This window comes from Archaeoglobus fulgidus DSM 4304, assembly GCF_000008665.1.
GTDB lineage: Archaea > Halobacteriota > Archaeoglobi > Archaeoglobales > Archaeoglobaceae > Archaeoglobus > Archaeoglobus fulgidus.
This window is the reverse complement of the sequence record NC_000917.1, coordinates 1,347,879-1,372,674: the sequence shown is the minus strand read 5'-3', so window position 1 is coordinate 1,372,674 and position 24,796 is coordinate 1,347,879. Positions and strand designations below refer to the sequence as shown.

Genomic DNA, 24,796 nt, shown 5'->3' with positions numbered 1-24,796 from the left:
AATGGAGGAGAAGAAAAAGAAGAGGGTTGCGTGGGGAATAACTGGAAGCGGAGACAGGTTGCCGGAAACTGTTGACGTGATGCTTGAGGTTAAAAAGGAGTTTCCCGACGTTGAGATTGCAGTTTACCTGTCAAAGGCAGGGGCCCAGGTTGTCAAATACTACAAGCTCATGGACACACTGAAGGAGAACTTCGGGGCTGTTAGAGTTGAAATAGACGCAAACACTCCCTTCCTCGCCGGTCAGATTCAGGTTGGAAGGTATGAGTTCCTTCTAATTGCTCCTGCAACGTCCAACACCGTTGCGAAAATTGCGATGGGCATAGCTGACTCACTTCTCGCCAACGCAGCGATAATGGGGCTGAAGGCCTACGTTCCGCTTTACATAATGCCCTCCGACTACAAGGAGGGGGAGGTGATTACAAAGCTTCCCGACGGCAGGGATTTGAGGCTGAGAGTCAGGAAGGAGGACGTTGAGCACGTAAGAAAGCTCGCCCAGATGGACGGCGTGACAATTTTGGAGAAGCCCGAAGACATACCCAAGGTGTTCAGAAAACACTTCGGAAAATCTTAATATTTTTTTGTCCTGAGTTTCCTCATGGCTAACGATAACCTTTACTCCGAGTTTTATGAGGACAAAGAAGGAGAAATAATATTCGTCACAATTTTCGTTCCCGAGGAGAGGGAGAACCTGATAAAGATGTACGAAGAGTTCAGCCCTGATAGGCGCTGCTGTGGACTGCCGCCTGCCACAAGGAAGGGAATAGAGGTTTGGATTGACGGCTTGCACGAGAACGGCTACGGCTTCATCGCGAAGAGGGGAGATAAAATTATAGGGCACATTGCTGCCGTTCCGGTTGGCGAGGAGGCGGAGTTTGCAATTTTCATGCATCAGGACTACGAGGACAGGGGGATAGGCAGTGAGCTGATAAGGTTCGCCACGAAGTTCTTGAGGGAAAAGGGGATAAAGAAGCTAAAGGCCATAACTGAGAGAACAAACAGAAGGGCCGTTGAAACCTACAGGAGGCTGGGATTTAAGGTAGCGGAGAGGGATGCGGACTACCTCGAGCTTGAAAAAGAGATATGAAGCTTTTTGAGATTGAGAACGCCGTGGATTGCAGGATAATTGGCAGAGTGAACAGGTTTGTGGTGGATGTTGAGGTGGATGGGAGGAGGGAAAGGGCTTACATAAACAACACGGGAAGGCTGAAGGAGCTCATTTTTGAGGGTAATGTGGGGAAATGTTTGACCAAAAGAGGTGGAAAGCTCTCGTACAGGCTTTTTGCTGTCAGTTGCGAAGGCGGTTACGCTCTGATAGATACACAGCTTCAGATGAGAGCCTTTGAGGTAGCCATTCCGAAAATAAGCTGGCTTGATGGAGAGGTTAGGAGAAACGTTAAAGTTGGAAACTCCATAATCGATTACCGCATTGGAGAGAGCTACGTGGAGCTTAAAAGTGCTGCCCTCAAGAAGGGAATCTATGCGATGTACCCCGACTGCCCCACCGCAAGGGGTAGAAAGCACCTCAGGCTGCTTGAGGAGATAGGGAAGAGGTCAAGAGCTTTGGTTGTGTTCGTTGCGGCATTGCCATCAGTGAGGGCCTTCATGCCCAACAGAGAAGGGGATGAGGAGCTTTACAGGCTGATAAAGCGGTCTAAAAACGTCGAGTTCAGGTCGATTCAGGTTGAATACCTTAACGGGAAGGTTTTTCTGAGGAATCCAGACCTGAAGGTTGTGATTTAGGCAGCCTGATAACGAAAGCCGCTCCCTTCCCCTCTAAAAGCTCTATGTCTCCCCCATAGCTTTCTATCAGCTTCTTCACGATGTACAGGCCAAGTCCGCTTCCCCTGCCGGTTGTGAAGCCCTTCTCAAAAACTTTCTCCCGGATTTCCTCAGGTATGCCCCTGCCGTTGTCTCTGAAAATCACCTCGCAGTGGTCTCCCTCATCCCTTACCTCCACGCTAACTTCGGTGGCTCCTCCGTGCTTCACGGCATTTCCGATCAGATTCTCGAATACGCTGTAAATCCCATCGTTCGCCGTGATTACCGCATCCCCTTTCAAGTTCACTTTAACGTCGAAGCCCTTGGAGACCTCCTTTATCACCTCCGAAAGCCTGTAGGACTTCTTATCCTCAGTGGTTGAGGATTCAAGCTCTCTTATTTTGTGTATGAGCCTGACTCCGGATTCGATGCTCTCCTTAATTTTCTCAAGATACTCTGGCTTGAACTCCTCCTCCAGGAGTTCGCAGTAGGCCTGCATCCTCGTGAAGATGTTCAGAATGTCGTGGCGGAGCATGCTGTTCAGGAACTTCAGATACTCGTTTAGCGATTCCACCTGCTTCTGCAGCCTGACCCTCTGGTTAACGTCGGTGTAGGCGAGCAGGCAGTAGGGCTCTCCCCCTATCTCCGCATACCTCGCTCTCGCCTCCAGCCAGACTTCTCCCTCGGTAGCAGACAAGCCTCGAATGGTGATAGCCGGGTCAGGATTCTTCCTTTTCTTAAGAAAAGTTTCAAGAACGTATTGGAAAAGCTTCTCGAAGTCTTCAGGCGGGAAAAACTTTTCCGGGTGTTTGGTAGCCTCCTCAAAGCTGAGCCCGCTTCGCTCAAGAAGGACTTTGTTAACGTAAACCACCTGCCCTCTACTGTTGATTATAATCATCGCGACAGGAGCCTCGTCAACCACTGTTTTCCAGTCCATTGAGAGTTCCATCGAACATATGTTCGACTGTTTGTTTTTATAAAGCTTTTTATTTGGGATTATGTCGTTTGGGGATTATTTCTCGCTAAAAACGCCTTTTTTTAAAAGTATAAACTCCACAGTAGTTTTTTGCTTAAGTAGTTTTCTTAAGCGATTTCCGGTTTTCAAACTTATAAAAGCGGAAAAAGGCTTTTATATATTATAAGCCAAAGTGGAAATCATGGATGAGATTAAAGTTAACCTGCAGAAGGAGGTTTCGCTGGAAGAGGCTGAGAGGTATGCAAAGAACATAGCGTCAAAGTACGGTGATGGGATTCTTTTATCGGTGCACGACTCAAAGACAGGGTACAGAGCGCCGGAGGTTTACTGTTGCGGTGAAAAGCCGTGGGAGGTTTACGCGTGCAACAGAGGCGCCAATCTGAAGATTTCGGTAAACCAGTTTGAATTTTACTTCAGGATTGAGGTTGAGGGACAAGCAAAATATTAAATTCAGCCCCGGCTATGAGGCGTTAGGCCGGGGTTGCCGAGCGGTAAGGCGCACGCCTGGAGAGCGTGTGGGCGTTCGCCCGCGTGGGTTCGAATCCCACCCCCGGCGCTGTTGTATCTTGGCTGTTGAATCTTACCGGAAAATTACTTCTGTGGAATTTCCAAAAAAGCAAGCATAAAAACTCATGTTTTATTCGTATAATAATCAATCAAAAAAGAAAGGAAAACTTTAAATAGTAATTATTTATCGGGAAATTCATGATGCGGAAATTGCTGCTCGGTCTGTTGGTGTTGGTGGTTTCGGCAGCACCTGCAATGGGGCTGATTCCCGGCGATTGGACGGGTGACGGTAACAACCTCGATTTGAGTGTTTTGCAGCCAGGCGACATTCTGCTCTGCAGGGGCTGTGCGGGATGGCTTGAGGACACGTTTGGCAACATCGTCGGCCATTGGCACCACGCTGCGATGTACATAGGCAACGGTCAGATGGTTGAGGCGTGGAAGGATGGCGTGAGGGTTGTTTCGGTCAGCATGGCGAGAAATGCTGATGAGGTTGCTGTTTACAGGGTGAAGACCAGCAATGATATAAAGTCCAAGGCCGTTAGCTGGGCCCTCACGAAGGTTGGCCTTCCCTACGACTACAAGTGGCTGACCTACGTTGGAGGAAAGGAGGTTTACGGAAAAAGCTACTATTGCAGCGAGCTGATCTGGGCTGCTTACAAGGCCAATGGTGGGCCCGACATCGACCAGAATCCGGGATGGAGCTGGAGGTACGGATACAACGTAGCTCCCCAGGAGCTTGCTGACGACGGAGACACCTACCTAGTAGCATACTCTTCCTAACTTTTTTCGAATTATTTTCTAAACGACTGCACCAAAATCAAAGCTTTATTATTCTCAACCAGATTGTTTCTGTGAGTGGCCCGCCTGAGGACAGAGAACTTGAGCTGAGGGAGCACATTGAGGAACTCAGAAAAAGGTTGTTGAGGGTATGTATAATCCTGATTGTAGCGGTATCGATTTCTTACTACGTTTCCTACCCGTATCTGCTGGCCTTCTGGTACTCGCTTGTTGGAGAGAACCCAATCTACGTGTTTTCCCCCATTGAATGGGTCGTGATCAGGCTGGGCTTCTCATTAATCACATCCCTTATCTTCCTGTATCCGTACGTTATCTACGAGCTCTACCTTTTTGCCAAACCGGGGCTTTACGAGCACGAAAGGAGGTTCTTGAAGGCCATTCTGATTCCAAGCTACGGAATATTCCTCTTCGGAACATTTTTTGCCTACAAGTTCGTTGTTCCGACAATTTACAGCATTGCGTTAACAAGTGCTGCCGACCCCTACCTCTCTGCCGAGAAAACGCTGACAAACGCCTTCAAGCTGCTGATTTCCTTCGGGTTCTTCTTCCAGATACCGCTTTTCATGGTGCTGTCCGACAGATTTGGTGTGGTAAAGTACTCCACCTACAGGAGCTTAAGAATTCCCGTCTACATCCTCATCCTGGTTTTTATAACAAATCTGACGATGGATTTTACAGGTTTAACCCAGATTGCCAGCCTTGCCCTTTTCATTATCATGTACGAGGTGGGACTTTTACTGCTCAGGATTCTGTCGGGAAAAGACGAGAAAGGTATTTTAACAAACCGGGAAGCTGAGAGCCAATGAGAGTCAAACTCTACGGTCTGGAAGGAGAAGCTTATCTCAAAGACGGAAGCGTTGTTCGCTTAAGGCCTGTGAACGAGAAAGATTATGAGGGCCTAAAGGACCTCTATCTCTCGCTCTCTACCGAATCGCTAAAAATGAGATTCTCCTACACTCCAAGCGAGGAGGAGGTCTGCAAAATCGTAGAATCTTATCTTGTCTGCAGTGAGGACGAATTCGGAATTGTAGCTCTCTTAGGAGACAAAATTGTTGGGCACGCAGTTTACAGAAAAACTTCCGGAGATTCCGCGGAAGTGGGGTTTGTGGTCAGGGAAGAGTTTCAAGGGAGGGGTTTGGGAACGATACTCCTCGGAGCGCTTGCAGAGATTGCGGAAAAAAGAGGAATAAAGATTTTTGAAGCTGATGTGAGGGCGGACAACTACGCCATCATTGAAGTCTTCAAGGAATCGGGATTTCCGGTTGAGATAACACCAATGGGGGGGAAGATAAGAATTAGGATGTCAACCTCTTTGACGGAGAATGTGATTGAGTACTTCGAGAAAAGGGAGAAAATCGCAACTTTCAACGCTCTGAAGCACTTCTTCAACCCGGAATCGGTTGCAGTAATAGGCGCTTCGAGGGATGTTGAGAAGGTCGGGGGAAGGACCTTCTACAATCTCCTCACATACAGGTTCAACGGTGTCGCTTATCCCGTAAACAGGGCTGCCAAGGCGATAATGGGTGTGAGAGCCTACCCGACAATCTCCGAGGTGCCTGACGAAGTTGAGCTTGCCGTCCTTTCAGTTCCGGTGAAATACGCCCTTGAAGTCGCCGAGGAGTGCGGTAAAAAAGGGGTTAAGGCCCTCCTCGTCCTGACCGCTGGTTTTGCTGAGGTTGGCGGAGAGGGTGTGGAGAGGCAGAAAAAGCTGGTGGAAATCTGCAGAAAGTACGGAATGAGGCTGATTGGGCCGAACTGCATGGGTATCATCAACACGGCTCCCGAAACAAGGCTCCTCGCCACCTTTGCCCCCACCCCACCGAATGAGGGGAGCATAGCCTTTGCCTCGCAGAGCGGTGCGGTAGGACTCGCCTTAATGGACAGGGTTAACAACTACGGCCTCGGTTTATCGTACTTCGTCTCACTTGGCAACAGTGCAGACATTACGAGCAACGACCTCATAGAGTTCTGGGAGGAGGATGGGAGGACGAAGCTGATAATGCTCTACCAAGAATCCATACCCAATCCGAGAAAGTTTGCAAGGCTGGCTAAGAGAATTTCGAAGAAAAAGCCGATACTCGCCATCGCTTCAGGAGTAACTCCCGCAGGAGCAAAGGCGGTCGCGTCACACACCGGAGCCATTGTTTCGTCGTCAGGAATAGCAATTGATGCGCTTTTCAAGCAGACAGGCATAATCAGGGCAAGCTCGATTGACGAGCTCTTCTCAATCTCGGAATTCCTTCTCCATCAGCCGTTGCCCAAGGGAAACAGAGTCTGCATCGTCACGAACGGTGGGGGGCTGGGCGCAATAACCTCTGACTGGTGCCATCAGGTAGGCCTCGAAATCGCCGAGCTGAGTGAGAGAACGCAGGAATCGCTCAGAAATCTTTTGCCGGAAATAGCGAGCGTGAAGAACCCCGTTGACATGACCGCATCGGCAGACGTCAGAATGTATGGACAAACGCTGAAAACAGTGGCGGAAGACGAGAACGTTGATGCGATAATTTGCATCTTCGTCGCTGCGGTGAGTGAGGAGAAGAGCGAGGAGGTCGAGAAGGCGGTAATCTCCGCCGCAAAGTACGCAAATTCCGTAGGGAAGCCTGTTGTTTACATCTACATAAGCAGCGACTCGAAGGATGGCGTCATAGGTGATGAGGTCAAGGTTCCGGTTTACGTCTTCCCGAACACAGCGGCAAAGGTTCTTGGGAAGGTTGTAGAGTATGCAAAGTGGAGGGAAAAGAGCGTCGAGCCCGTTCCAACATTTGAGGTGGACAGGGCAAGAGCGGCGTCGATAATCGCGGAGGCAATAGGCAGGAGGGAGTGGCTATCTCCGCCTGAGGCTTTCGAGCTTCTGAGATGCTTCGGCATTTCGTTCCCTGAGTACGAGTACGTGAAAACACCCGAGGAGGTTTACGAAGCCGCGAAAAAGTTTGGAAGGGTGGCGCTGAAGGCTCACGCTCCAAATCTGATACACAAAACCGAGAAGGGGGCTGTGAAAGTAAACCTCACTCCGAAAGAGGCCAAGAAAGAAGCCGAGGAAATGCTGAAAAGAATTGGTGAGGTCGAGGGCTTTCTCGTGCAGAGAATGAGCAGAGGAGTGGAGATGTTCGTAGGTGTCGCCGAAGACCCGTCCTTCGGGCCTTTGATTACGTGCGGGGCTGGGGGAATTCTTGTTGAGCTCATGAAGGATGTCTCTGTGAGGGTTACGCCGATAACGAGGCAGGACGCGGTGGAGATGGTCAGGGAGCTAAAGGCATACAGGCTTCTTGAGGGATACAGGGGTGGGGAGAAGGCCAACGTTGAGGCTTTCATTGAAACGATACTCAGGATAAATTACCTGATAGAGGAGTTTCCGGAAATCGTTGAAATGGACTGCAATCCGGTCATGGTGAGTTCAAGTGGTGCGGAGGTTGTTGACGCCAAGATTCGCATAAGGCGCAACAGTTAAATACTTACTTTTTCACGTTTAATAATGAAACCTTGGTTCAGGCACTGGCCCCCTCTTTTGACAAAAACACTTGACTACCCAAGGGTTCCCCTCTTTGAGTTTGTCGAGACGTCTGCGAGGAGATTTGGCGATAAGGCTGCAATAATCTACTATGGCAGGGAGATAACGTACAATGAGCTTCTTGACGCTGTTGAGAGATTTGCCACTTTTTTAAGCAATGCCGGGGTTGAGAAAGGGGACAGAGTGGCAATCTACGCCCAGAACTCCCCGCAGTTCGTAATCGCATTTTTCGGAATAATGAGAGCCAATGCTGCTGTCGTGCCAGTTAATCCGATGCTTGTTGAGAGGGAGCTTGAGTACGTTCTGAGCGACTCTGGCAGCAAGCTTGTTGTAGCAACTTCAGAGCTTGCAGGCAGGGTTCTGCCTGTGGCAAAGAAGCTTGGAATTCAGGTGGTTTGCGGAAACCTCTCTGACTTCATACCCGAGCAGCCCACACTGCCAGTTCCAGACTTTGCCAAGCTAAAAATTGACGTTGAGGGGACAACAAGCTGGAGTGAGGCAATGAAGGAGAGAAATCCGCCTGAAGTTATGGTAGGAAGCGATGACCTTGCCCTGATTCCCTACACAGCGGGCACAACTGGGTTACCGAAGGGCTGCATGCACACGCATTTTACAGCAATAGCAAACGTTCTGAGCTCAGTTCACTGGTTTAACCTCACCCCCTCAGCCATATCACTGGCAACCCTGCCGTTTTTCCATGTCACAGGAATGGTGCATTCAATGCTCGCTCCGGTCTACATAGGTGCCACAATGGTCTTGCTTACGAGATGGGACAGGGAGACAGCTTTGCAGGCGATTGAGAGGTATCGCTGCACCCACTGGGTGAACATAACGACGATGGTAATTGACCTGCTCAGCGACCCGAAAATTGCTGAGAGGGATTTGAGCTCTCTGCTTGTAGTTGGTGGTGGGGGAGCGCCGATGCCCAAAGCCGTGGCTGAGAAGCTGTATCAGCTTACGGGGATAAGGTACATGGAGGGTTACGGCTTAACCGAGACCATCTCCCAGACGCACATGAACCCTCCCCAAAATCCAAAGCTTCAGTGCCTTGGCATTCCTGATTTTGGTGTTGATGCCCTCGTGATTGACATCGAGACGGGAAAGCCGCTCCCACCAAACGAGGAAGGAGAGATAGTTGTTTCAGGGCCTGAGATTTTCAAGGGATACTGGAACAAGCCTGAGGAGACGGAAAAGGCATTTATTGAGATAGATGGGAAGAGATACTTCAGAACGGGAGACCTCGGCTACATGGATGAAGACGGCTACTTCTTCATTGTTGACAGGATTAAGAGGATGATTAACCGTTCTGGCTTCAAAGTCTGGCCTGCAGAGGTTGAAGCGGTTCTCTACAAGCATCCCGCAGTTAAGGAGGTCTGTGTTATAGGAGTTCCGGATGAGAGGGTTGTTGAGGAGGTTAAGGCCTTCATCGTCGTCAATCCTGAGTACAGGGGCAAAATCACAGAGGAAGAGATAATCCAGTGGGCGAAGCAGCAGATGGCCGCATACAAGTATCCGAGGATTGTAGAGTTTGATGATGAGCTTCCGAAGAGCGGGGCTGGTAAGATTTTGTGGAGGTTGCTGCAGGAAAGGGAGAAGGAGAAATTGGAGAAGGGAGGTGGTTGAATGTATAAGATAATGCCTTTGAAGGTTGCTGAAATAAGCGTCCCCCTTGGAGTAACTATCATGATGGGGGACATGAGAGTTATGGCCACTGGACCCGTTTACGTCTGGGTTATTGATGGCGGGGATGAGAAGATAGTTGTGGATTCAGGAGTTGAGGAGGCTAAGAACGGAATGTTCCACGGATTTCCGGGAAAAGGTGGGGGAGAGAAGGGTTTGAGAGAGGCTATGGAGAAGGTAAATCTAAAGCCTGAGGATGTTGACAAGCTCATAATCACGCACCTTCACTTCGACCACGCTGCCAATGCCAAGCTTTTCACCAATGCGAGGATTTACGTGCAAAAGAGGGAGTGGGAGTCTGCCCTAAACCCTCCTCTGCACTACCGCCAGACCTACGATTCAAGCATGCTTTATCCACTTGAGGAGATGGACCTCTGCTTAATTGACGGCGATGTGGAGATTGCCGAAGGAGTTAAGGCTGTGCTGCTGCCGGGACACACCAAGGGGCTGCAGGGAGTAGCTGTGGAGACGGAGAAAGGGACATACCTGCTCGCTGCAGACCACTTCTACACCTACTTCAACTTCTTCCCGCCAAAGCAGCCCATTCAGATGACCGACACTGCAGGAAACACCGTTGAGATTCCCACCTCACCCCTCCCCTTCCTCCCGCCGGGGCTTCATGTTGACCTATCTGAGTGGTACGAAAGCTGCTTTAAGGCGTTGAGTGTGGCGAAGAAGGCAAACATTCTTCCCGGCCACGACCCGAGCCTTGAGGGCAGAGTTTTTCCATAATTTTTCGTATTAATTTTTAATAAATGGAAAGATTTATCATTACTTCTTCCTACAGTTTATTATGGGTGGTGCATTCGCTCAGGGCGGAAGTGCGATGACGCCCGACATGTTCATACATATTGGCCCCTTTGAGGCACTCTTTCTCTTAGCTCTCGGCTTCTTTGGCGGGATGCTGAGCGGTTTTATCGGAACTGGAGGAGCTTTCGTTTTAACTCCGGGGATGATGTCCATCGGCACTCCCGGGCCCATTGCTGTTGCATCCAACATGTGCCACAAGTTCCCCAAGGCGATGATTGGTGCTTACAGAAGGTATAAGCTGAGGCAGCTCGACCCGAAGCTCGCTCTTTTAATGGCCACCTCTGCTATTTTTGGCGTTCAGGTTGGTATTCAGGTTCAAAAGCACATTTATGAGCTTTTAGGACCTACTGGAACGAATCTTTACGTAAGTGTTGCTTTCCTAATTGTTTTACCAACTGTTGCGGCAGTTCTAATAAGGGATGTCGTGAAAGCGAGGAGGATGGGAATTTCTGACCTCGAACCTCGCTTTGCAGCCAAGCTGGAGCAGAAGTTCAGAATCCCACCAGTGATTAAGTTCAACATCGTCGGGAGGGAGCAGTCTGCGTGGCTAACCATCCCTCTCGGCTTTGGAACGGGATTTCTTGCTGCAACCATTGCTGTTGGAGGATTTATTGGAGTGCCTTCGATGATTTACCTCATTGGCGCTTCGAGTGCTGTTGCCAGTGGAACTGAGCTGGGTATAGCCTTTGTGATGGGCTCAACTGGAACATTCACGTGGATTTACTTACTCGGAGCGGTGGATTTGAGACTGACAACGCTGATTCTTGCAACGTCTCTCATTGGTGTGCAGATTGGGGCTGTTGGAACAACCTACGTGAGACAGTACTACATTAAGATGGCGATGGCGACCGTGATGCTGCTCGTAACGCTCAGCAGGGCTCTGGCTGTTCCGGGCTATCTGGTTGAGCTGGGTTGGGTGGAGCTGGATGAGAGTGTTGTCAATCTGTTAAACGCCTTCGTGCTTCCAGTAATGACCGTAGCCTTCCTTTCGTCAACTCCAATAGTTCTCTACCCGATGATGAGGGTAAGGAGAAAGCTTGCAAGGGCGGGAATTCTCGACAGTTCTCTTGACGGCATTTCCGTTGGAAAATTCAACTGGAAAAGGATTGGTATTTTTGGCCCCCTGACGGCCCTGAATTACTTCATCCTCTTCCACGATCCGGACTGGTGGCCGAGGTTCGTGACTTCGATACCACAGCATGAACCTCTCACCGCAGCTCTGCTTTCTATCGGGGTGATTCTATTTGCCATTTACTGGAGCTTCGTTCACGGCAGCTTTGCCTACGGTATCCTTGATTTCATAAGAATAGCACCTTTAAAGAGAGAGGTGGCAGATATAATTGCGAAAGACGGTATATCGGGTTTGGAGGCGTGGATAGACTACATGGAAAGGGAATTTGGGAAGGATAAGTGGCCTGTCTGGTGAGTGTTCAGCTATGCACAAACAACCAGAAGATTTATCTTTAGCCTCGCTTACAATCACATCAGATGGAAGCTGTTGAGGAGACGGATACCAACTCGAAGCTTGCTGATACTATCATGGAAAACCTGATGAAGGTCTATACCATCGAGGAAATCATGCAAACGGTAAGGAAAAACAAGGATAAGTCGGTTTACCTTTGCGTGAAGAGAAGTAAGCCCGAATCACCGAAGATTTATGTGGACTCCAACGGGAATCACTGCTACCGCTGCGATGAGACACTTCTCGTACCAATTCCGAAGAAGTTCGTCGTCCTTGAGCCCGACAAGCTTTACTTCGAGATGACTCTGAGGGCAAACATAATGCTCGCTTTGAACGGGGCAGAGGAGAAGGAGTTGCACCACTAACTTTTTTAAATTGCCCCCTGTCCTTCAACCATGCGATACAGTGTCGGAGTACTTGGGGCTACCGGAATGGTGGGGCAGAAGTTCATCCAGATGCTTGCAGAGCATCCCTGGTTCAAGCTGACGAGCCTTGCAGCGTCGGAAAGAAGAGTGGGGAAGAAGTATGGTGAAGAAGTGGACTGGATAGTCTCCAGAGAGGTTCCGGACATTGCCAAGGACATCGAAATGGTGCCAATGGACCCTAAGCATGTGGATGCTGACATCGTCTTCTCAGCGCTGCCCTCAGACATCGCAAGAGAGGTTGAGCCGAAGTTTGCCGAGGCTGGATTTGTCGTTGCGAGCAATGCATCAGCCTACAGAATGGCTGAAGACGTCCCCCTTGTCATTCCTGAGGTGAATCCCGAGCATCTCGGCCTGATTGAAGTGCAAAAGAAAAACAGGGGCTGGGATGGCTTCATCGTGACGAATCCCAACTGCACGACCATCGTTCTCGTCCTCTCGCTGAAGCCGCTGATGGACCTCGGCCTCAGGACTGTGAGGGTTGCTTCAATGCAGGCCTTGAGCGGTGCAGGTTATCCTGGCGTCCCCTCCCTCGCCATAACCGACAACGTGATTCCCTTCATAAAGGGTGAGGAGGACAAAGTGGAGGAGGAGCCGCTCAAGCTTCTCGGCAAGTTTAACGGCCGGAAGATTGAGTTTGCGGACATAAAAGTCTCAGCCTCCTGCCACAGAGTCCCCGTCATTGATGGTCACACTGAAGCTGTCTGGGTTGAGTTTGACCGGGAGGTGAGCGTTGAAGAGGCCAAGGCAGCCTTCGAGTCCCTTAAGCCCCTCGACCTGCCAACTTCGCCAGAGAAGGTCATAATTGTCAGGGAGGAGCCGGACAGGCCCCAGCCCAGACTCGACAGGGATGCTGGAAACGGGATGAGCATCACGGTTGGCAGGATAAGGAAGGATGGTGAGAGGGGGCTGAAGTACATAGTATTGGGCCACAACACCGTCAGAGGAGCAGCGGGAGCAAGCATCCTTAACGCTGAACTGATGATAAAGGAGAAGATTATCTAACAAAACTGAAATATATTTGAACCACTTCTATTTTTTGAGGTGCTTGGTTGCAGCCAGAGAGAGAGCTTACAATATCTTCTGCACTTAAGCAGGTTCTTGTTCCCTTAGCCCTCTGCCTTATTTTCGACTTAGGGGCCGGTATCTTCCTTGGAATCAGCTTCGAAAAGCTTCTCACAACCTACCCCGAAATCCTCATCGTGATTCCGGGTTTGATGGGGCTGAGGGGCAACGTCTTCGGCTCTCTTGGCTCAAGGATTTCCACATCCCTCTACCTCGGCTCGTCAGATCCAACAATCAAGGATGAGTACGTCTCAAAAAACGTCTTTTTCAGCATCTGGGCTGCGACGATTCCCGCCCTAATTCTTTTCCTCATCGCTGCGCTGAAGTTCTTCGGAAAAGAGGGGTTAACAACATCTTTTCAGGTGATTCTCGATTCCAGCGTTGTAATTTCTGCAATTCTCGCTGTTATGACTGCATTAATTGTAATCGGAAGCTTCAGGAGAGGTCTTGACCCGGACAACATAATGGGCCCAGCAGTAACGACCTTCGCAGACTTGGTTTCAATACCCTCAATCGTGCTCTTCATCTTCCTTTTTGAAAGGTACACAGGAGCGTGGATTTCAACCGTTGCATGCGTAATTGCTCTCGCAATGTCTGTTTACCTTTCAATAAGGGGAGGGTATGACGGAAAAGCGTACAAGGAGACGCTTTTGATAGTTTCCCTGCTCGCGCTCATCCAGAGCATTACTGGTAACGTTCTGCAGGAGTTCAGCGAAGTGATACACAGGGCGTTGTTTCTGAGCTTTGCCTATCCTGCGGTAATAGGGAGCATAGGAAACTACGGGAGCATTATGGTTGCGAGAACCTCAACAAAGCTGCATCTCGGGGAGTTGTCGGTCGGAAAGCTAAGCGATGCACCCTACGTGTTTCTCACCTCAGTGGTGATAGCTCCAACAATATACGTTCTTGCCTCTCTTTTCGCCAGCACGTTTACAGGAGCGCCTTTTCCAGAAGCGAAAGATTTCCTTTACTTCATGATTGTTTACCTTGCATTAGCTGCCTTCGTTCTGCTCTTCTCAACAACGCTTTCAATCTGGCTTCACAGAGTGGGTGTTGACCCAGATAACGGCGGAATCCCACTCACCACAACGCTAACAGACATCGTTGGAACAACAGCCGTTGTGGTTTTGGCATATTTAATTGCATAAAGTTTTTATTTGAAGACCACCAAACACATTACAATTATTAGGAGGTGTTGTACATGGACGACGAATGTCAAAAATTGCTGGCAGAGAAAGAGGCTATTATCAGAGAACTTCAAGAAAAAGTCAAGGAGCTTGAAGCAAAGTTAAAATCCTACGAGATTAGAGAAGTTTATAAAGGAATAATACCCGATGATGTTCTGGAAGAGTTCGTGAAGCTTCCACCAGAACAGATGATCATAGAAATAGGGAGGTATCTGAGGGAGAAAGGGTCAACAGGACAGGTTGAGGCCAAGAAAACAGTTAATGACGTCAGGCAGGAAATAGCCTCGGTCGAGGAAGAGGTCTCAAAAGCCGAAAAAGAAATTGAAAAAACAATATCAACCATAACGGGTGCGGCAAAGACGAAGGTTGGTGTTGACCTCACCTTCACACAAAAGTACGATTATGAGGGAAGCGACGTTGCTTTTCTGGCGGAGGACATCATGAACGCCATTGGCGTCAAAGAGGGTGAGTACGTGAGCGTTAAGAAAAATGGAACCGTGAACCTGAGGGTTTTACCCTACTCCAAGGAGGGATTTATTGTTGTCCCCACGTGGGTTAGGGAGAAGCTTGGTGTTAAGGTTAACGACTTTGTGGAGGTGGTTAGGAGATGAAGTTGACGCCCCAAATTGTTTTGATAGTGGTTGTTGCAAGCCTTGTGCCCCTGAGCGTTCTTGGTTATCTTACCATAGCTGGGATGACATCCTCTGCTGAAGAGGCGAAGCAGGGCGTTACAACAGTCAGCCAGGAATACCTGACCAAGGCCGGTGAGGAAGCTGTCAGGATGAAGGCACAGGATTTGGCCTTGGCAGTTCAGACCTACATTGAGGCAAAGATGAAACTCGAGAACAAAACCATGCTCACAACCTTTGACTTAATTCAAGACCCGAAGTTCAGAAGTCTTGGAGCACAACGCTGGGGTGCGAAGGAGTACACCTGGGTTGGTGCTGGTAACAAAGTTGCGGGTAGGGATGTGGCAGTTATCCTAACGCATCCCGCCTTCACCGGACAGTACGAAAAGTACCTTGGTGTTGACGTTGCGATGCTGAGATGGAACGAAACAATGCCTGAGCTTTACAACCTGCTCCTCAAAATAACCGAAAACCCTGAAGCTCCAAAGCCGGTTTGTGGCTATTACCACTGGGATGACCCCGAAACACCTGAAAAGGAAGAAATTCCGAAATATCTCTGCCACTATCCCACGACCATAAAGGTCTATGACCCGATTTCCAAGGGTCAGCTGTGGGTTGTTGTGGGAACCTCAGCCTACATCGACGGTTACTTCCAGTACCTCACCCAGAACCCCGCCAATCCTGCAGAGAACATCGCCAGTGAGATAAGCAAGAGTGTTGAGGGTGCAATTCAGCAGGTTTACTACGCTTTGGGTATTGCAGCGGCAATTGCTATAGTTTTCGTCATCGTTCTGGCGGTGTTCACAACCTCGACCATTACGAGACCCATAATCGAGCTGAGCAACACTGCCGACAAGATTGCCGAAGGAAACCTTGAGGCTGAGGTTCCGCACCAGAACAGGGCTGATGAAATCGGTATTCTTGCAAAGAGTATCGAAAGGCTGAGAAGGAGCCTCAAGGTCGCCATGGAGAGCCTTGAGGAGGCACTGAAATGATAACCTACAAAAAACTTTTAGATGAGCTCAAAAAGGAAATCGGGCCGATCGCAAAAATCTTCCTGAACAAGGCAATGGAAAGTTTGGGCTACGATGACGTGGACGACTCAAACTACAAGGAAATTCTCAGCGTTCTGAAAATGAACAAGGAGCTTAGGGAGTATGTCGAAATAGTCGAGGAAAGGCTTGAAAAAGAGGGTTAAATACTCTCCCCGATTAGCCTCTCCATTTCGGAGAGCATCTCATCTATTTTTTTCCTCGGGATGAAAATGACCAAAGATTTTGCAGCGCTTCTAATTTCGTCAAACCTCTCCACAAGCTCCTCAGCCGACTTGCAGTCGTTTATCACATCAACAACCTTCTTGGACATTTTTCCGAGATAAAGCTCGGCCGTGCTTATAAGCGAATTCTTGAGGGATTCGAAATCGCCGGGAGCAGAGGTTGTGGCGGCAATGACATCGTAGCTGCCATCGAGGGCGTTCATGATTATCTGGTCGATCTCTTCTTCGGAAGGCATTTTTATTCCGTACTTTTTGAGAATTGCTTCCCTCTCGTCGGGGGTGGTTATAATCTCCTCTGTCAGCCCACCCTCTACCTCAACCTCCGTTTCGGGGAGGTGCTCCACCACAGCATTCCTGTTCCACTCGAGAGCCTTTGCCACCTTTCCTTCATCGAGGGCGTAGACGTCAACAACACAGCTTTCAAGGCCGAGCAACTCTTCAAGCGCCTTTTCTCCTACGATTTCACTTTTGCTTATCACCCTCTTGATACCGGCAGCAACAATTTTACCGTTGCTAAAAAGTACCTTGGCCCTGGAAAGCTCTCCTTTTTTGTACGAGACCTCCAAATAGCCGGTAAACCCCGTAGCGGATAATTCCTTAAGAATGTCTCTGAAGTTCCCCCTCTTGCCAAGCTCCACTACCTCTCCCTTCGGAATCATCATAGCTCTACACCATGGCCGTTATTTTTTCAACCGCCTTTTTGATTTCTATTTTCAGCAATCCATAATTGGTTTTCTGGTCGGCAATTATGCCGAAGATTAAGTCCCCCGCCCTTGAAGCCACAATCCGGTCTTTTTTACCGTCTATCATCAAAAGCTCCGGCTCATCGGAGGATATTTTACTCAAAACTTCTGAGGCTTTGTTAAAAGCGTCGGCAATCAGGGCAGCATAGACCTCATCATCGTCAGAAAAAATCGACTCGGCCTCGATCAGGGCCCCCTCAGCATCAACGATGTACACACCTTTAACACCATTAACACTGAGCATATCGGCTATCACGTTTTCGAACATGTTATCACCAGCAATAAAAGTGTTATAAAAATAACTATTTAAAAGTTATGTCAAGTTAAATCCTCTAGAAATTGCGGTTTGAAGAATTCCTCCCCTTCTGAAGGCCAGAGCGTAGGCTACGGTAATTGTGACAATCACTCCAACCAGCATCCCTGCCTGCGTGGTGAGGTGCAGCGAAATTACTGTCGCACACGCGGCCATCAGAAAAGCCACGAAGACTCCGAGGAGATATATAGCAACTCCCTTCACAGCCAAACTGGAGGCTCTTGCCCCATCCAAACCTGCAAGAATGTGACCGTTCCTGAGCCAGATGTAGCCTCCAGCAATCATCGGGACTATCGTCGGCAGGGCCATTGCGTAAAGCGTAATGGCAACGTTGCTCGTTGCAAAATCCACCCACATCGTTCTCCCCGGCTCCCATGGCATGCCCGTCACCGTGGGGTCCCAAGTGAACCTCTGCCATCCCGTTCCATCCCATCCGTGAGCCAAAACGAAGAAAAAGGCGAAGTATCCGGCTATCCACTGGATGTGGGCTGCGTAATCTCTCCCGGACCTTATTAGCTTTGCTGCAACCCAGAAGCCGATTACAGCGAGCAAAGCGTCTCCAGAAATGAAAGCCGTAACATAGGCGGTGGGTATCTCGCTGAGAGAATTCCATACATGCATGGTTTCCCAGTGTGGGAAGCTCCAGAGAAGCCATATTGCCTCAGGAACGAAGATAGCTGAAATGTAGAACAGAAGGGCAGCCATATACGCGTTTCCGAGCAGACTCCTTTCCTTCTTCAACTGCTTGGCCGCGTTCGATAGTGTTTTCAACAATAAGTTGTTGGGGAATGCAATGGAAGTAATGAGAGGTGTTAGAGTTATCGAGGGTATGAACGGGGGGAGATTTCCCTACTGCAACGTTGTCGTGGTTGGGGATGTGGTTATCGACGCCGGAGCAGGACTTGAGGTTATGAGGAAAGTCAACGCGAGCTTGCTAGTCCTTTCCCACCTCCACCCTGATCATTCCAGTGGTGCATGGCTCTTTAAAGACGTCCTGGCTCCTGCGGAGGGCAGGATTACGCTCGACACCCTCGCAAGGCGCTTTGTTGCACCCGATTTGGTAGAAAGCTGGAAGAGGTTTATAAGCGCCGCCACAGGGCTGAGGGAGTTTGAGTGTGAAAGATACGAGGAGGGTGTTGTTGTAAAGGAGCCCGAAATAGTTGCAGTACCCGTTAAAGGTCACACCATGGACCACCACGTTTTTCTGATCGAGCAGAAGGTTCTTTTTGGGGCCGATGTTGATTTAACCTCCTTTGGACCCTTCTACGGGAATCCAGAAGCAGATCCCTACCTCTTTGAGAGGGAAATGGACAAGCTCCTCGACATCGACTTCGAGATTTTCGTGTCGGCCCATTCGAAGCCAGTATTCGGAAAGGAGGAGGCTGAGGGAAGAATCTTGGAGTTCAAGAGGAAGATAAAAGAGAGGGAAGAGATAATTCTAAGTCTTCTTGAGGAACCGAAGAGCTTGGATGAGCTCGTCGAGCTTTCCCCCATTTACGGGAGAAAGCCCTACGCAAAGGAGATACTGGACTTCTTTGAGAGGGTTATGATTGAGAAGCACATCGAAAAGCTCGAAATGGAAGGGAGGGTAAGAAAAGAAGACGGGAAGTACGTCAGAGTCTGATTACGCTGGCTCCCAAGGACTCAAGCACTCTGAAGTAGCCCGGAAACGAGACAGAAACGACCTCCGCATTCCTGCATTTCACCTCCCCGAGAAGGCCGAGGAGTGAGAAGGCAAGGGCCATTCTGTGGTCTCCGAATGAGTCCACCACTCCCCTGAACTCCCCCTTGCCCCCTTTTATGATTAATCCATCCTTCAGGGGTTTCGACTCAACACCCAAGGCCTTCAGGTTCTGATGGATTCCCTCTATCCTGTCTATCTCCTTTATCCTCAGGTGCTCGGCGTTGTAAATTCTCGTTTTTCCTTTGGCCACAGCAGCCAGAACGGCGATTGTTGGCACGAGGTCGGGGATGTCAGAAGCGTCAACCTCAACGCCCTCCAGCTCCGACCTCTCCGCTCTGATGACACCTCTCTTTTTATCCCACTCCACGCTGCCACCCATTTCCCTGCAGATGTCGACAATTTTTCTGTCGCCCTGAGCGGACTCGAACATGCCCTCCAGAACGACCTCTCCTGCAATCAAACCAGCAGCGATGAGGTAGCTTGCAGAAGAGAAGTCCGCCGGGACGTCATATCTCCGCAGCTTGAAGCTCTGTGAGCCGGGTATGTGGTAAAAATTCCCCTCTCTCTCAACCTTAACGCCGCTCTCCCTGAGAACGTCGAGAGTCACGTCTATGTATGGCTGTGATTTCACCTTCTCCACCCTAAGCGAAGAATCGCCCTCAGCCAGCGACAGCGCAAAGAGGAGGGAAGAGACGAACTGTGAGCTCGGAGCTTCAATCTCCACCTCTCCTCCCTTAATCACCCCCTGAACCGAGAAGGGTGGTGTGTAAGGCTCCCTACCCTTGAACCTTGCACCGAGTTTGGAGAGTGCGAGCACAAGCTCCCCGTTTGGCCTCTTCCTCAGAGACTCGTCGCCATCAACAACGCTTCTGAAGGGCGACAGGGAGAGAAGACCTGTGAAAATTCTCAAGGTCGTTCCCGAGTTCGCGAAGTTGAAGTACCCTTCAGCTTCAACACCATCAACTCCGCTGAAAAGCCACTCGTTTCCTTTTTTTAGCACAGCCGCTCCAATTCTCTTACATGCATTGAGCGTGGAAATCGTGTCCTCGGAGATTAGCGGATTCACAACTCTTGCCGATGGGGAGAGGGATGCAGCTATGAACGCTCTGTGCGTGTAGCTTTTGGAGGCGGGCGGTTTCGCCTTCCCTCTAATCTCGCCTTTCCTGACAATCACATCCATATCTGCTCAGCCTCTCCAGCATCTTTTTCTTTTCAAAATCGCCGATTTCGGCCTGCTTAACAGTCTCGCGCATGAACTCAATAATTTCATCGTAAATGTCCCTTCTTACCGGAAAGGGCACTCCGTCCTTACCGCCAACAGCAAAGCAGTACTTTGCCGGATCAGTCTTGTCGTACTCAGTGTTGTAAATAATCTCAGCAACAAGGGCGAGAGCTCGAATCGTCTCTCTCCCAAAGCCCCTAATCAAAAGCAACTCCTCGAACCGCTCCGGCTGTAGGTTGTAGGCCCTCTCAACCACTTTCCAGTCGAGCTTTTTAGGGACTCTCAGCCCTTTTCTCCACCTCAAAACCGAAATCATCCGCTCGTAGTCCCTCCTGAAACTTCCGTCCCTGACAATATCAACACAGAGCCTTTTAGCATCTCTGCTGATGTCGGAGAGCATGTTCACAACTTCATTTTCTCTTCTCTCGGTAATGATTCCTTCGTGCACGTTTTCCAGCTCGGGAACGCTTGAGTAAACGTTCCAGTGGTATCTGCGAGCCATTCTTTCAGTCTCGTTCATCCCCTGCTGAATGACGGTGAAGTACCTCGGCGTGAATATTACCGCGTGATGGTAGAGGGAGTAGCCGTCGATGAGAGCAGCGTTGTCAGCCTTTGCCGCCAGCCTGCTGAACTCAACCAGCTTTTCCCCATCAGCCCCGATCTGCTCAGAGTAATTCATAATCTCCTCTGGTGTTTTGAGAGCATTGCCTCCCTTGCCCCCTGCAATCCTTATGTCGAATTCCTCGTTGTTGATTACCGCTTTCAGAACTCCTGTAAGGACCGTCGTAACACCACTTGAATTCCAATCAAATCCGAGGACGTTTGAAAGAGACTGGAAGAATATAGGATTGGAAAGCCTTTCGAGAAACTCCCTTTCTCCGTATTCGAGGACTATTAGCTTGACTATGGGCTTTGCCAGCTTTTTCATTCTGCTGAGCAGCCAGTGAGGTGCCTTTCCGTGGTGCAGGGGAAGATAGATTTCCTTCATATGTCCACAACGACGAAAGCAACGTATCCCTTATCTGTTTTCTCCACTCTGAACTTGTGCAGAGTTATCGCCTTGGGCTCAACCTTGACCATTTCGGCGCTGAACCTCCCTCCCCTGAGCTTTCCCGACGCCTTGACCCCATCACCCTCCTCAACCTCAACCTCCACATCCTTTGCGGCGAAGAATTCGGTGTCAAAGAGGTAGAGCAGCTCGTTCAGCCATCTGTAAAGCGTGATCTCCACATCCTCCCCCTCGCACTCAACCCCAACTTCCCTTTCTATTCCAATTCCTGATGTGTCAACAAAAGCATCATAAAAGGCGAGAGCAGCATTCTCGAATAACTCCCTCAAGTTTGAACCGTAAACCTCGAAGGCTATGTCTGCGGTGTGGTCTATGAATCTGTATTTCATGTTAATTCTTCACACAACCTGCTATAATACCTTTCTGAACAAGCTTTAAATACATCCGGCTCTTTTTTTAATCATGGAGTTTGTTTTCGGAAAGAAGGTTTTTCAGTCAGAGGTTAGAAAAGCCTCTGATTTAAAACCCGTTCTTGCTTTTCCCGAAGCACTTAAGGAAGATTTTGACGCTTACTACATGTTCAGGGATTCCTTCAAAACAGACGAGGAGGCGGAGATTATCAGAAATGCAGGGCTGAGATACGACTACACGGTTATACCGCCAAACAACATAGGTGGAGAGAGCATTAAAACTTACGGCCACTATCATCCGGAAGTTGTAAGGGGCTTTACCTATCCTGAAGTTTACCAGGTGCTTGAGGGAGAGGCCCTTTTCATACTGCAAAAGCCTTCAAACGGAAAAATCGAGGATGTGATAGTCGTTGAGGGGAAGAAGTGGGACACAGTAATAATTCCACCAAACTACGGTCACGTGACCATTAACCCGACTGAGAGCGATTTAATCACCGCAAACTGGGTGTGCAGGAACTTCAGCTCCATCTACGAACCCTACACGAAGAGGAGGGGCGCTTGCTACTACTACATCAACGGGGAGTGGGTCAGAAACAGGAACTACGATGATGCTCCAGAAATAAGGTTTGCGAAACCCAAAAACGTGCTGGATGTTAAGGGGGACATGTACGACCTCGTTTACACCATAGAAAAGCTAGAATTTCTGGTCAAGCCCCACGAGCATCAGGAAATCTTCGAAAACGCTTTTGAAGTCGTCTAAAAAATTTAAGGTAAATTTAAAATTTTTACATCGAGAGAGCGAGCTTAATGTCGTCCGCAGTGACGGTCTTTCTGCCAGAGTGCTTCGCAATTTCCACAGCTTTCTTAGCAACGGTAATTGCGTAGTCCTCAAGCACTTCGACCATCTTTTCCACTGCATCTGCACTTACTCTCTCAGCCCCAGCCTTCCTAATCAATCTGTCAACCGGTGCCATCGGCAACTCAGCCATCCAACACACCTCCTATCTCTTTTCGATACAAAATTTAGTATTAGGTATATATATACTTTTCTATCGAACTTCCATCAGAACAATATTTTCTCAAACATGTGATGTCTGCAAGCCCCTAAATGGGAACGAAGTTAAGATGTTGATGCAATGTTGGGATGAGGGAAAAATGAAAATCGCAGAAAAGAAATATATCTAAAAATTTTAAATTTTTACAAAAAATTAACCAAAGAGGGCTCCGAGCCCCTCGATGGCCTCTTCTTCCTTGACTTCCTCTTCCTCCTCTTCCTCCTCTTTGGCCTCTTCTTTCGCTTCCTCCGCCGGTGCTGCCGCTGCAGCTGCTGGCGCTGCTGCCACTGCCATCGGCATTGCTGCCTTCTGGATGGCCTCGTCGATGTTCACACCCTCAAGCGCGGCAACAAGGGCCTTGACTCTGGCCTCATCCACTTCCACGCCCGCAGCTTCAAGAACTGCCTTTACGTTGTCCTCGGTTATCTCCTTACCAGCGGAGTGCAGCAGGAGAGCCGCATACACATACTCCATTCTCAACACCTCCTTTTAACCAAATAATGCACCTAAACCTTCAATTGCCTCCTCTTCCTTCTCCTCTTCTTCTTCCTCCTCTTCAGGTTTTTCTTCCTCTTCCCTTTCCTCTACTGACGGAGTAGCCTGAGCCGCAGCTTCTGCGATTCCGGAAAGCATTGACTTGAGCTCCTCGTCCAAGGCCTCGTCTGGTAGCAGTGATGCGAGGGAGAGCATCTCCGCATGGGCCTTCATAAGTATGTCTTCCATCACTCCCTTCTCGAAGATTCCTGCGTTGATTGCAAGGTTTCTGGCATCCATCACAGCCTTCATTATGAGTATCTCGGCAGTCTCTTCAGTGACGTAAGCGGAGTTAACGGCAAGGTTGAGCGCCATCTGGTACGCTCTCTGGAAGTCTTCAAGCACCTTCTCAGTATCTATGGCCAGCGTCTCAGGTGTGAGAATGACTCCGGAATCAAGCATTGCCTTAACATCAAGCCCTATTTTGATTGGCTTAATGTCGAGCCTTTCTAACGCTCTGGCAACTTCCGGCCTAACGACCTCTCCGGCCTTTACGACGGTTGTGGTGGCCTTAACGACAACTTTGCCCTTCTCAATGGCAACGGGCAATCCTGCCATCTGAAGCTCAGCCATCAGCGGGCCGGGAGGTATTGGCGTTGGCCCCTCGTTGACGACGACATCGACAGGAGAAACCTGATTCGGCTTGAGCGGAGAGGGAACCTTAGTATCCTCAATCATTCTGAAAAGCCTGAAAGGATTTTCGTCCGCAGTAATTATGGCAATCTGGTCTCCCAGATAATCTTTAAGCTTGAGGTAGTCCCCTCCGAGGGCATCAAGCGCCCTTTCAAGAAGGGTGTTCTTAACGACCTTTATCTCGGCTTTACCCCTAAACTCCCTCCTTATTTTTTGCATCTGGCCAGCAGGTACGTTTCTGAAGCTTACTATAGCCACAACTGGCTTTGACGAAATCATCCTCTTGATTTCCTCGACAGCCCTAACCTTATACTCTGGAGGAGAGCCTCTAACTGCGGCCATTTACACCACCCTCACTGCAGGACCCATTGTTTTCTTCACATACACTGACTTGACAACCTGCGTGGGATTCTCATACTTGTTTTCCACGACTTTTAAAATTTCCATAGCATTCTCCGCTATCTTCTCGACGTCCATGTTCTCGCTGCCGATGGGTGCGTGGAAAGTTGTCTTATCTCTCGTCCTTATCTTCACAGAGTTTCTCAGTCTGTCAATGAAGGGCTTTGGGTCAGCGAGCGGGGGAATCGGCTGCGGAATCTTGCCCCTCGGCCCCAAAACAGGGCCGAGCTTTCTACCGATTTCGGGCATCAGCGGAGCCTCGGCAATGAAGAAGTCGATTGAATTCGCAAGCTTCTTCGCTCTTCTCTTGTCCTTCGCAAGCTCATCGATCTCCTCTGGAGTAATAACAACGTCTGCACCCGCCTCCTTAGCCTTCAGGGCTGTGTCACCCTTCGCAAAAACGCCGATTTTCCTTGGCTTCCCCAAGCCATGAGGTAGGTTTACGACAGTGTCAATTCTGTTCTCAGGCTTCTTCATGTCCACATTTCTGAGGTTAACTGCCATCTCAACCGTTTCTACAAATCTCCTTTTCTTTCCGTTCTTAATAGCTTCCTCTATCGACTTGACAAGTTTATCCTTATCCACTATCATCTTACCACCCCGTAGTCCCAGCGGCCGTAGCCTCCTACGGACTCCTTAGGGAGTAGTGGAGAGGTATTTTAAGTTATCGGTTCTCTGAAATGGGCAGATAAAATTTCAAAATTAAAAAGCAC

General features: G+C 49.3%; 29 protein-coding genes and 1 tRNA gene. 19 read left to right on the top strand and 11 right to left on the bottom strand.

All coding sequences use genetic code 11. The annotated features are described in order from the left end of the window. Position 1 precedes the first annotated feature (1 nt). Genes afpA through sfsA form a run of 3 tightly spaced genes read left to right on the top strand, consistent with a single transcriptional unit; the run spans position 2 to position 1,740 of the window. Positions 2 to 571: an archaeoflavoprotein AfpA gene (gene afpA / locus AF_RS07655; RefSeq protein WP_048064401.1), complete on the top strand. Its 570-nt coding sequence runs from the start codon at positions 2 to 4 to the stop codon at positions 569 to 571. A 24-nt stretch (positions 572 to 595) separates the two neighbouring features. Continuing rightward, on the top strand, positions 596 to 1,084 hold the full coding sequence (locus AF_RS07650; protein WP_010879014.1) for a GNAT family N-acetyltransferase: 489 nt from the start codon (positions 596 to 598) through the stop codon (positions 1,082 to 1,084). After that, positions 1,081 to 1,740: a DNA/RNA nuclease SfsA gene (gene sfsA, locus AF_RS07645; RefSeq protein WP_010879013.1), complete on the top strand. Its 660-nt coding sequence runs from the start codon at positions 1,081 to 1,083 to the stop codon at positions 1,738 to 1,740. Before AF_RS07650 ends, sfsA begins: the two co-directional genes overlap by 4 nt. On the opposite strand, the gene AF_RS07640 is transcribed toward sfsA, so the two are convergent. Beyond that, positions 1,691 to 2,707 (bottom strand): sensor histidine kinase, encoded by a 1,017-nt coding sequence (locus tag AF_RS07640; RefSeq protein WP_010879012.1) that lies wholly within the window; start codon positions 2,705 to 2,707, stop codon positions 1,691 to 1,693. The genes sfsA and AF_RS07640 overlap by 50 nt on opposite strands. Positions 2,708 to 2,915: 208 nt before the next feature. Here AF_RS07640 and AF_RS07635 point away from each other — a divergent pair, with 208 nt between their 5' ends. The 14 genes from AF_RS07635 to AF_RS07570 all read left to right on the top strand — a co-directional run bounded on the left by AF_RS07635 (position 2,916) and on the right by AF_RS07570 (position 16,003). Further along, a complete protein-coding gene (locus tag AF_RS07635) occupies positions 2,916 to 3,182 on the top strand; it encodes an AF1514 family protein (RefSeq protein WP_048064400.1) in 267 nt (88 codons plus the stop codon). A 26-nt stretch (positions 3,183 to 3,208) separates the two neighbouring features. After that, positions 3,209 to 3,290, top strand: a tRNA-Ser gene (locus AF_RS07630). A gap of 149 nt (positions 3,291 to 3,439) precedes the next feature. After that, positions 3,440 to 4,024, top strand: coding sequence for a YiiX/YebB-like N1pC/P60 family cysteine hydrolase (locus AF_RS07625; RefSeq protein ID WP_010879010.1), 585 nt, complete (start codon positions 3,440 to 3,442; stop codon positions 4,022 to 4,024). Positions 4,025 to 4,095: 71 nt separating this feature from the next. Next, positions 4,096 to 4,848: a twin-arginine translocase subunit TatC gene (gene tatC / locus AF_RS07620; protein ID WP_010879009.1), complete on the top strand. Its 753-nt coding sequence runs from the start codon at positions 4,096 to 4,098 to the stop codon at positions 4,846 to 4,848. After that, positions 4,845 to 7,490 (top strand): acetate--CoA ligase alpha subunit, encoded by a 2,646-nt coding sequence (gene acs / locus AF_RS07615; protein WP_010879008.1) that lies wholly within the window; start codon positions 4,845 to 4,847, stop codon positions 7,488 to 7,490. Before tatC ends, acs begins: the two co-directional genes overlap by 4 nt. 24 nt (positions 7,491 to 7,514) lie before the next feature. Next, positions 7,515 to 9,173 carry a long-chain fatty acid--CoA ligase gene (locus AF_RS07610; RefSeq protein ID WP_010879007.1) on the top strand — a complete coding sequence of 553 codons (1,659 nt, stop codon included), beginning with the start codon at positions 7,515 to 7,517 and terminating at the stop codon, positions 9,171 to 9,173. Beyond that, positions 9,174 to 9,962 carry an N-acyl homoserine lactonase family protein gene (locus AF_RS07605; protein ID WP_010879006.1) on the top strand — a complete coding sequence of 263 codons (789 nt, stop codon included), beginning with the start codon at positions 9,174 to 9,176 and terminating at the stop codon, positions 9,960 to 9,962. Between the two features lie 61 nt (positions 9,963 to 10,023). Continuing rightward, entirely contained in the window at positions 10,024 to 11,466 is a 1,443-nt protein-coding gene (locus tag AF_RS07600; RefSeq protein WP_010879005.1) for a sulfite exporter TauE/SafE family protein, read from the top strand. Positions 11,467 to 11,528: 62 nt separating this feature from the next. Further along, a complete protein-coding gene (locus AF_RS07595) occupies positions 11,529 to 11,867 on the top strand; it encodes a hypothetical protein (RefSeq protein WP_010879004.1) in 339 nt (112 codons plus the stop codon). Between the two features lie 30 nt (positions 11,868 to 11,897). Next, complete coding sequence (gene asd / locus AF_RS07590) at positions 11,898 to 12,929, top strand: aspartate-semialdehyde dehydrogenase (RefSeq protein WP_010879003.1); 1,032 nt, start codon at positions 11,898 to 11,900, stop codon at positions 12,927 to 12,929. Between the two features lie 47 nt (positions 12,930 to 12,976). Next, positions 12,977 to 14,137 carry a magnesium transporter gene (locus tag AF_RS07585; protein ID WP_048064399.1) on the top strand — a complete coding sequence of 387 codons (1,161 nt, stop codon included), beginning with the start codon at positions 12,977 to 12,979 and terminating at the stop codon, positions 14,135 to 14,137. A 53-nt stretch (positions 14,138 to 14,190) separates the two neighbouring features. Continuing rightward, a complete protein-coding gene (locus AF_RS07580) occupies positions 14,191 to 14,787 on the top strand; it encodes a hypothetical protein (RefSeq protein WP_048064398.1) in 597 nt (198 codons plus the stop codon). Further along, positions 14,784 to 15,800, top strand: coding sequence for a HAMP domain-containing protein (locus AF_RS07575; protein ID WP_010879000.1), 1,017 nt, complete (start codon positions 14,784 to 14,786; stop codon positions 15,798 to 15,800). Before AF_RS07580 ends, AF_RS07575 begins: the two co-directional genes overlap by 4 nt. After that, positions 15,797 to 16,003 carry a hypothetical protein gene (locus AF_RS07570; protein ID WP_010878999.1) on the top strand — a complete coding sequence of 69 codons (207 nt, stop codon included), beginning with the start codon at positions 15,797 to 15,799 and terminating at the stop codon, positions 16,001 to 16,003. The genes AF_RS07575 and AF_RS07570 overlap by 4 nt, the downstream gene beginning before the upstream one ends. Here the strand turns inward: AF_RS07570 and AF_RS07565 are convergent. Genes AF_RS07565 through AF_RS12420 form a run of 3 tightly spaced genes read right to left on the bottom strand, consistent with a single transcriptional unit; the run spans position 16,000 to position 17,878 of the window. Continuing rightward, complete coding sequence (locus tag AF_RS07565) at positions 16,000 to 16,743, bottom strand: DUF2226 domain-containing protein (protein ID WP_010878998.1); 744 nt, start codon at positions 16,741 to 16,743, stop codon at positions 16,000 to 16,002. The genes AF_RS07570 and AF_RS07565 overlap by 4 nt on opposite strands. Positions 16,744 to 16,747: 4 nt before the next feature. Then, positions 16,748 to 17,092 (bottom strand): roadblock/LC7 domain-containing protein, encoded by a 345-nt coding sequence (locus AF_RS07560; protein ID WP_010878997.1) that lies wholly within the window; start codon positions 17,090 to 17,092, stop codon positions 16,748 to 16,750. 45 nt (positions 17,093 to 17,137) lie between these two features. After that, entirely contained in the window at positions 17,138 to 17,878 is a 741-nt protein-coding gene (locus tag AF_RS12420) for a hypothetical protein (RefSeq protein ID WP_143274430.1), read from the bottom strand. A gap of 52 nt (positions 17,879 to 17,930) precedes the next feature. Here AF_RS12420 and AF_RS07550 point away from each other — a divergent pair, with 52 nt between their 5' ends. Beyond that, positions 17,931 to 18,761 carry an MBL fold metallo-hydrolase gene (locus AF_RS07550; RefSeq protein WP_010878995.1) on the top strand — a complete coding sequence of 277 codons (831 nt, stop codon included), beginning with the start codon at positions 17,931 to 17,933 and terminating at the stop codon, positions 18,759 to 18,761. On the opposite strand, the gene aroA is transcribed toward AF_RS07550, so the two are convergent. The 3 genes from aroA to AF_RS07535 are packed head-to-tail and all read right to left on the bottom strand — an operon-like array spanning position 18,751 to position 21,441. Next, positions 18,751 to 20,001 carry a 3-phosphoshikimate 1-carboxyvinyltransferase gene (aroA, locus tag AF_RS07545; RefSeq protein ID WP_010878994.1) on the bottom strand — a complete coding sequence of 417 codons (1,251 nt, stop codon included), beginning with the start codon at positions 19,999 to 20,001 and terminating at the stop codon, positions 18,751 to 18,753. The genes AF_RS07550 and aroA overlap by 11 nt on opposite strands. Continuing rightward, positions 19,970 to 21,031: a DUF763 domain-containing protein gene (locus AF_RS07540; RefSeq protein WP_010878993.1), complete on the bottom strand. Its 1,062-nt coding sequence runs from the start codon at positions 21,029 to 21,031 to the stop codon at positions 19,970 to 19,972. The genes aroA and AF_RS07540 overlap by 32 nt, the downstream gene beginning before the upstream one ends. Continuing rightward, entirely contained in the window at positions 21,028 to 21,441 is a 414-nt protein-coding gene (locus tag AF_RS07535) for an archease (protein WP_010878992.1), read from the bottom strand. Before AF_RS07535 ends, AF_RS07540 begins: the two co-directional genes overlap by 4 nt. Positions 21,442 to 21,514: 73 nt before the next feature. On the opposite strand from AF_RS07535, the gene AF_RS07530 reads away from it, so the two are divergent. Next, a complete protein-coding gene (locus AF_RS07530; RefSeq protein ID WP_010878991.1) occupies positions 21,515 to 22,222 on the top strand; it encodes a glucose-6-phosphate isomerase family protein in 708 nt (235 codons plus the stop codon). A 25-nt stretch (positions 22,223 to 22,247) separates the two neighbouring features. Here AF_RS07530 and AF_RS07525 read toward each other — a convergent pair whose 3' ends face one another. From AF_RS07525 to AF_RS07510, 4 genes are all read right to left on the bottom strand, one after another. Continuing rightward, positions 22,248 to 22,451 carry a histone family protein gene (locus AF_RS07525; protein ID WP_010878990.1) on the bottom strand — a complete coding sequence of 68 codons (204 nt, stop codon included), beginning with the start codon at positions 22,449 to 22,451 and terminating at the stop codon, positions 22,248 to 22,250. A gap of 219 nt (positions 22,452 to 22,670) precedes the next feature. Then, positions 22,671 to 22,991 (bottom strand): 50S ribosomal protein P1, encoded by a 321-nt coding sequence (gene rpl12p / locus AF_RS07520; protein ID WP_010878989.1) that lies wholly within the window; start codon positions 22,989 to 22,991, stop codon positions 22,671 to 22,673. Positions 22,992 to 23,006: 15 nt separating this feature from the next. Next, complete coding sequence (locus AF_RS07515; RefSeq protein WP_010878988.1) at positions 23,007 to 24,026, bottom strand: 50S ribosomal protein L10; 1,020 nt, start codon at positions 24,024 to 24,026, stop codon at positions 23,007 to 23,009. Further along, positions 24,027 to 24,674 (bottom strand): 50S ribosomal protein L1, encoded by a 648-nt coding sequence (locus AF_RS07510; RefSeq protein WP_010878987.1) that lies wholly within the window; start codon positions 24,672 to 24,674, stop codon positions 24,027 to 24,029. Positions 24,675 to 24,796 lie beyond the last annotated feature (122 nt).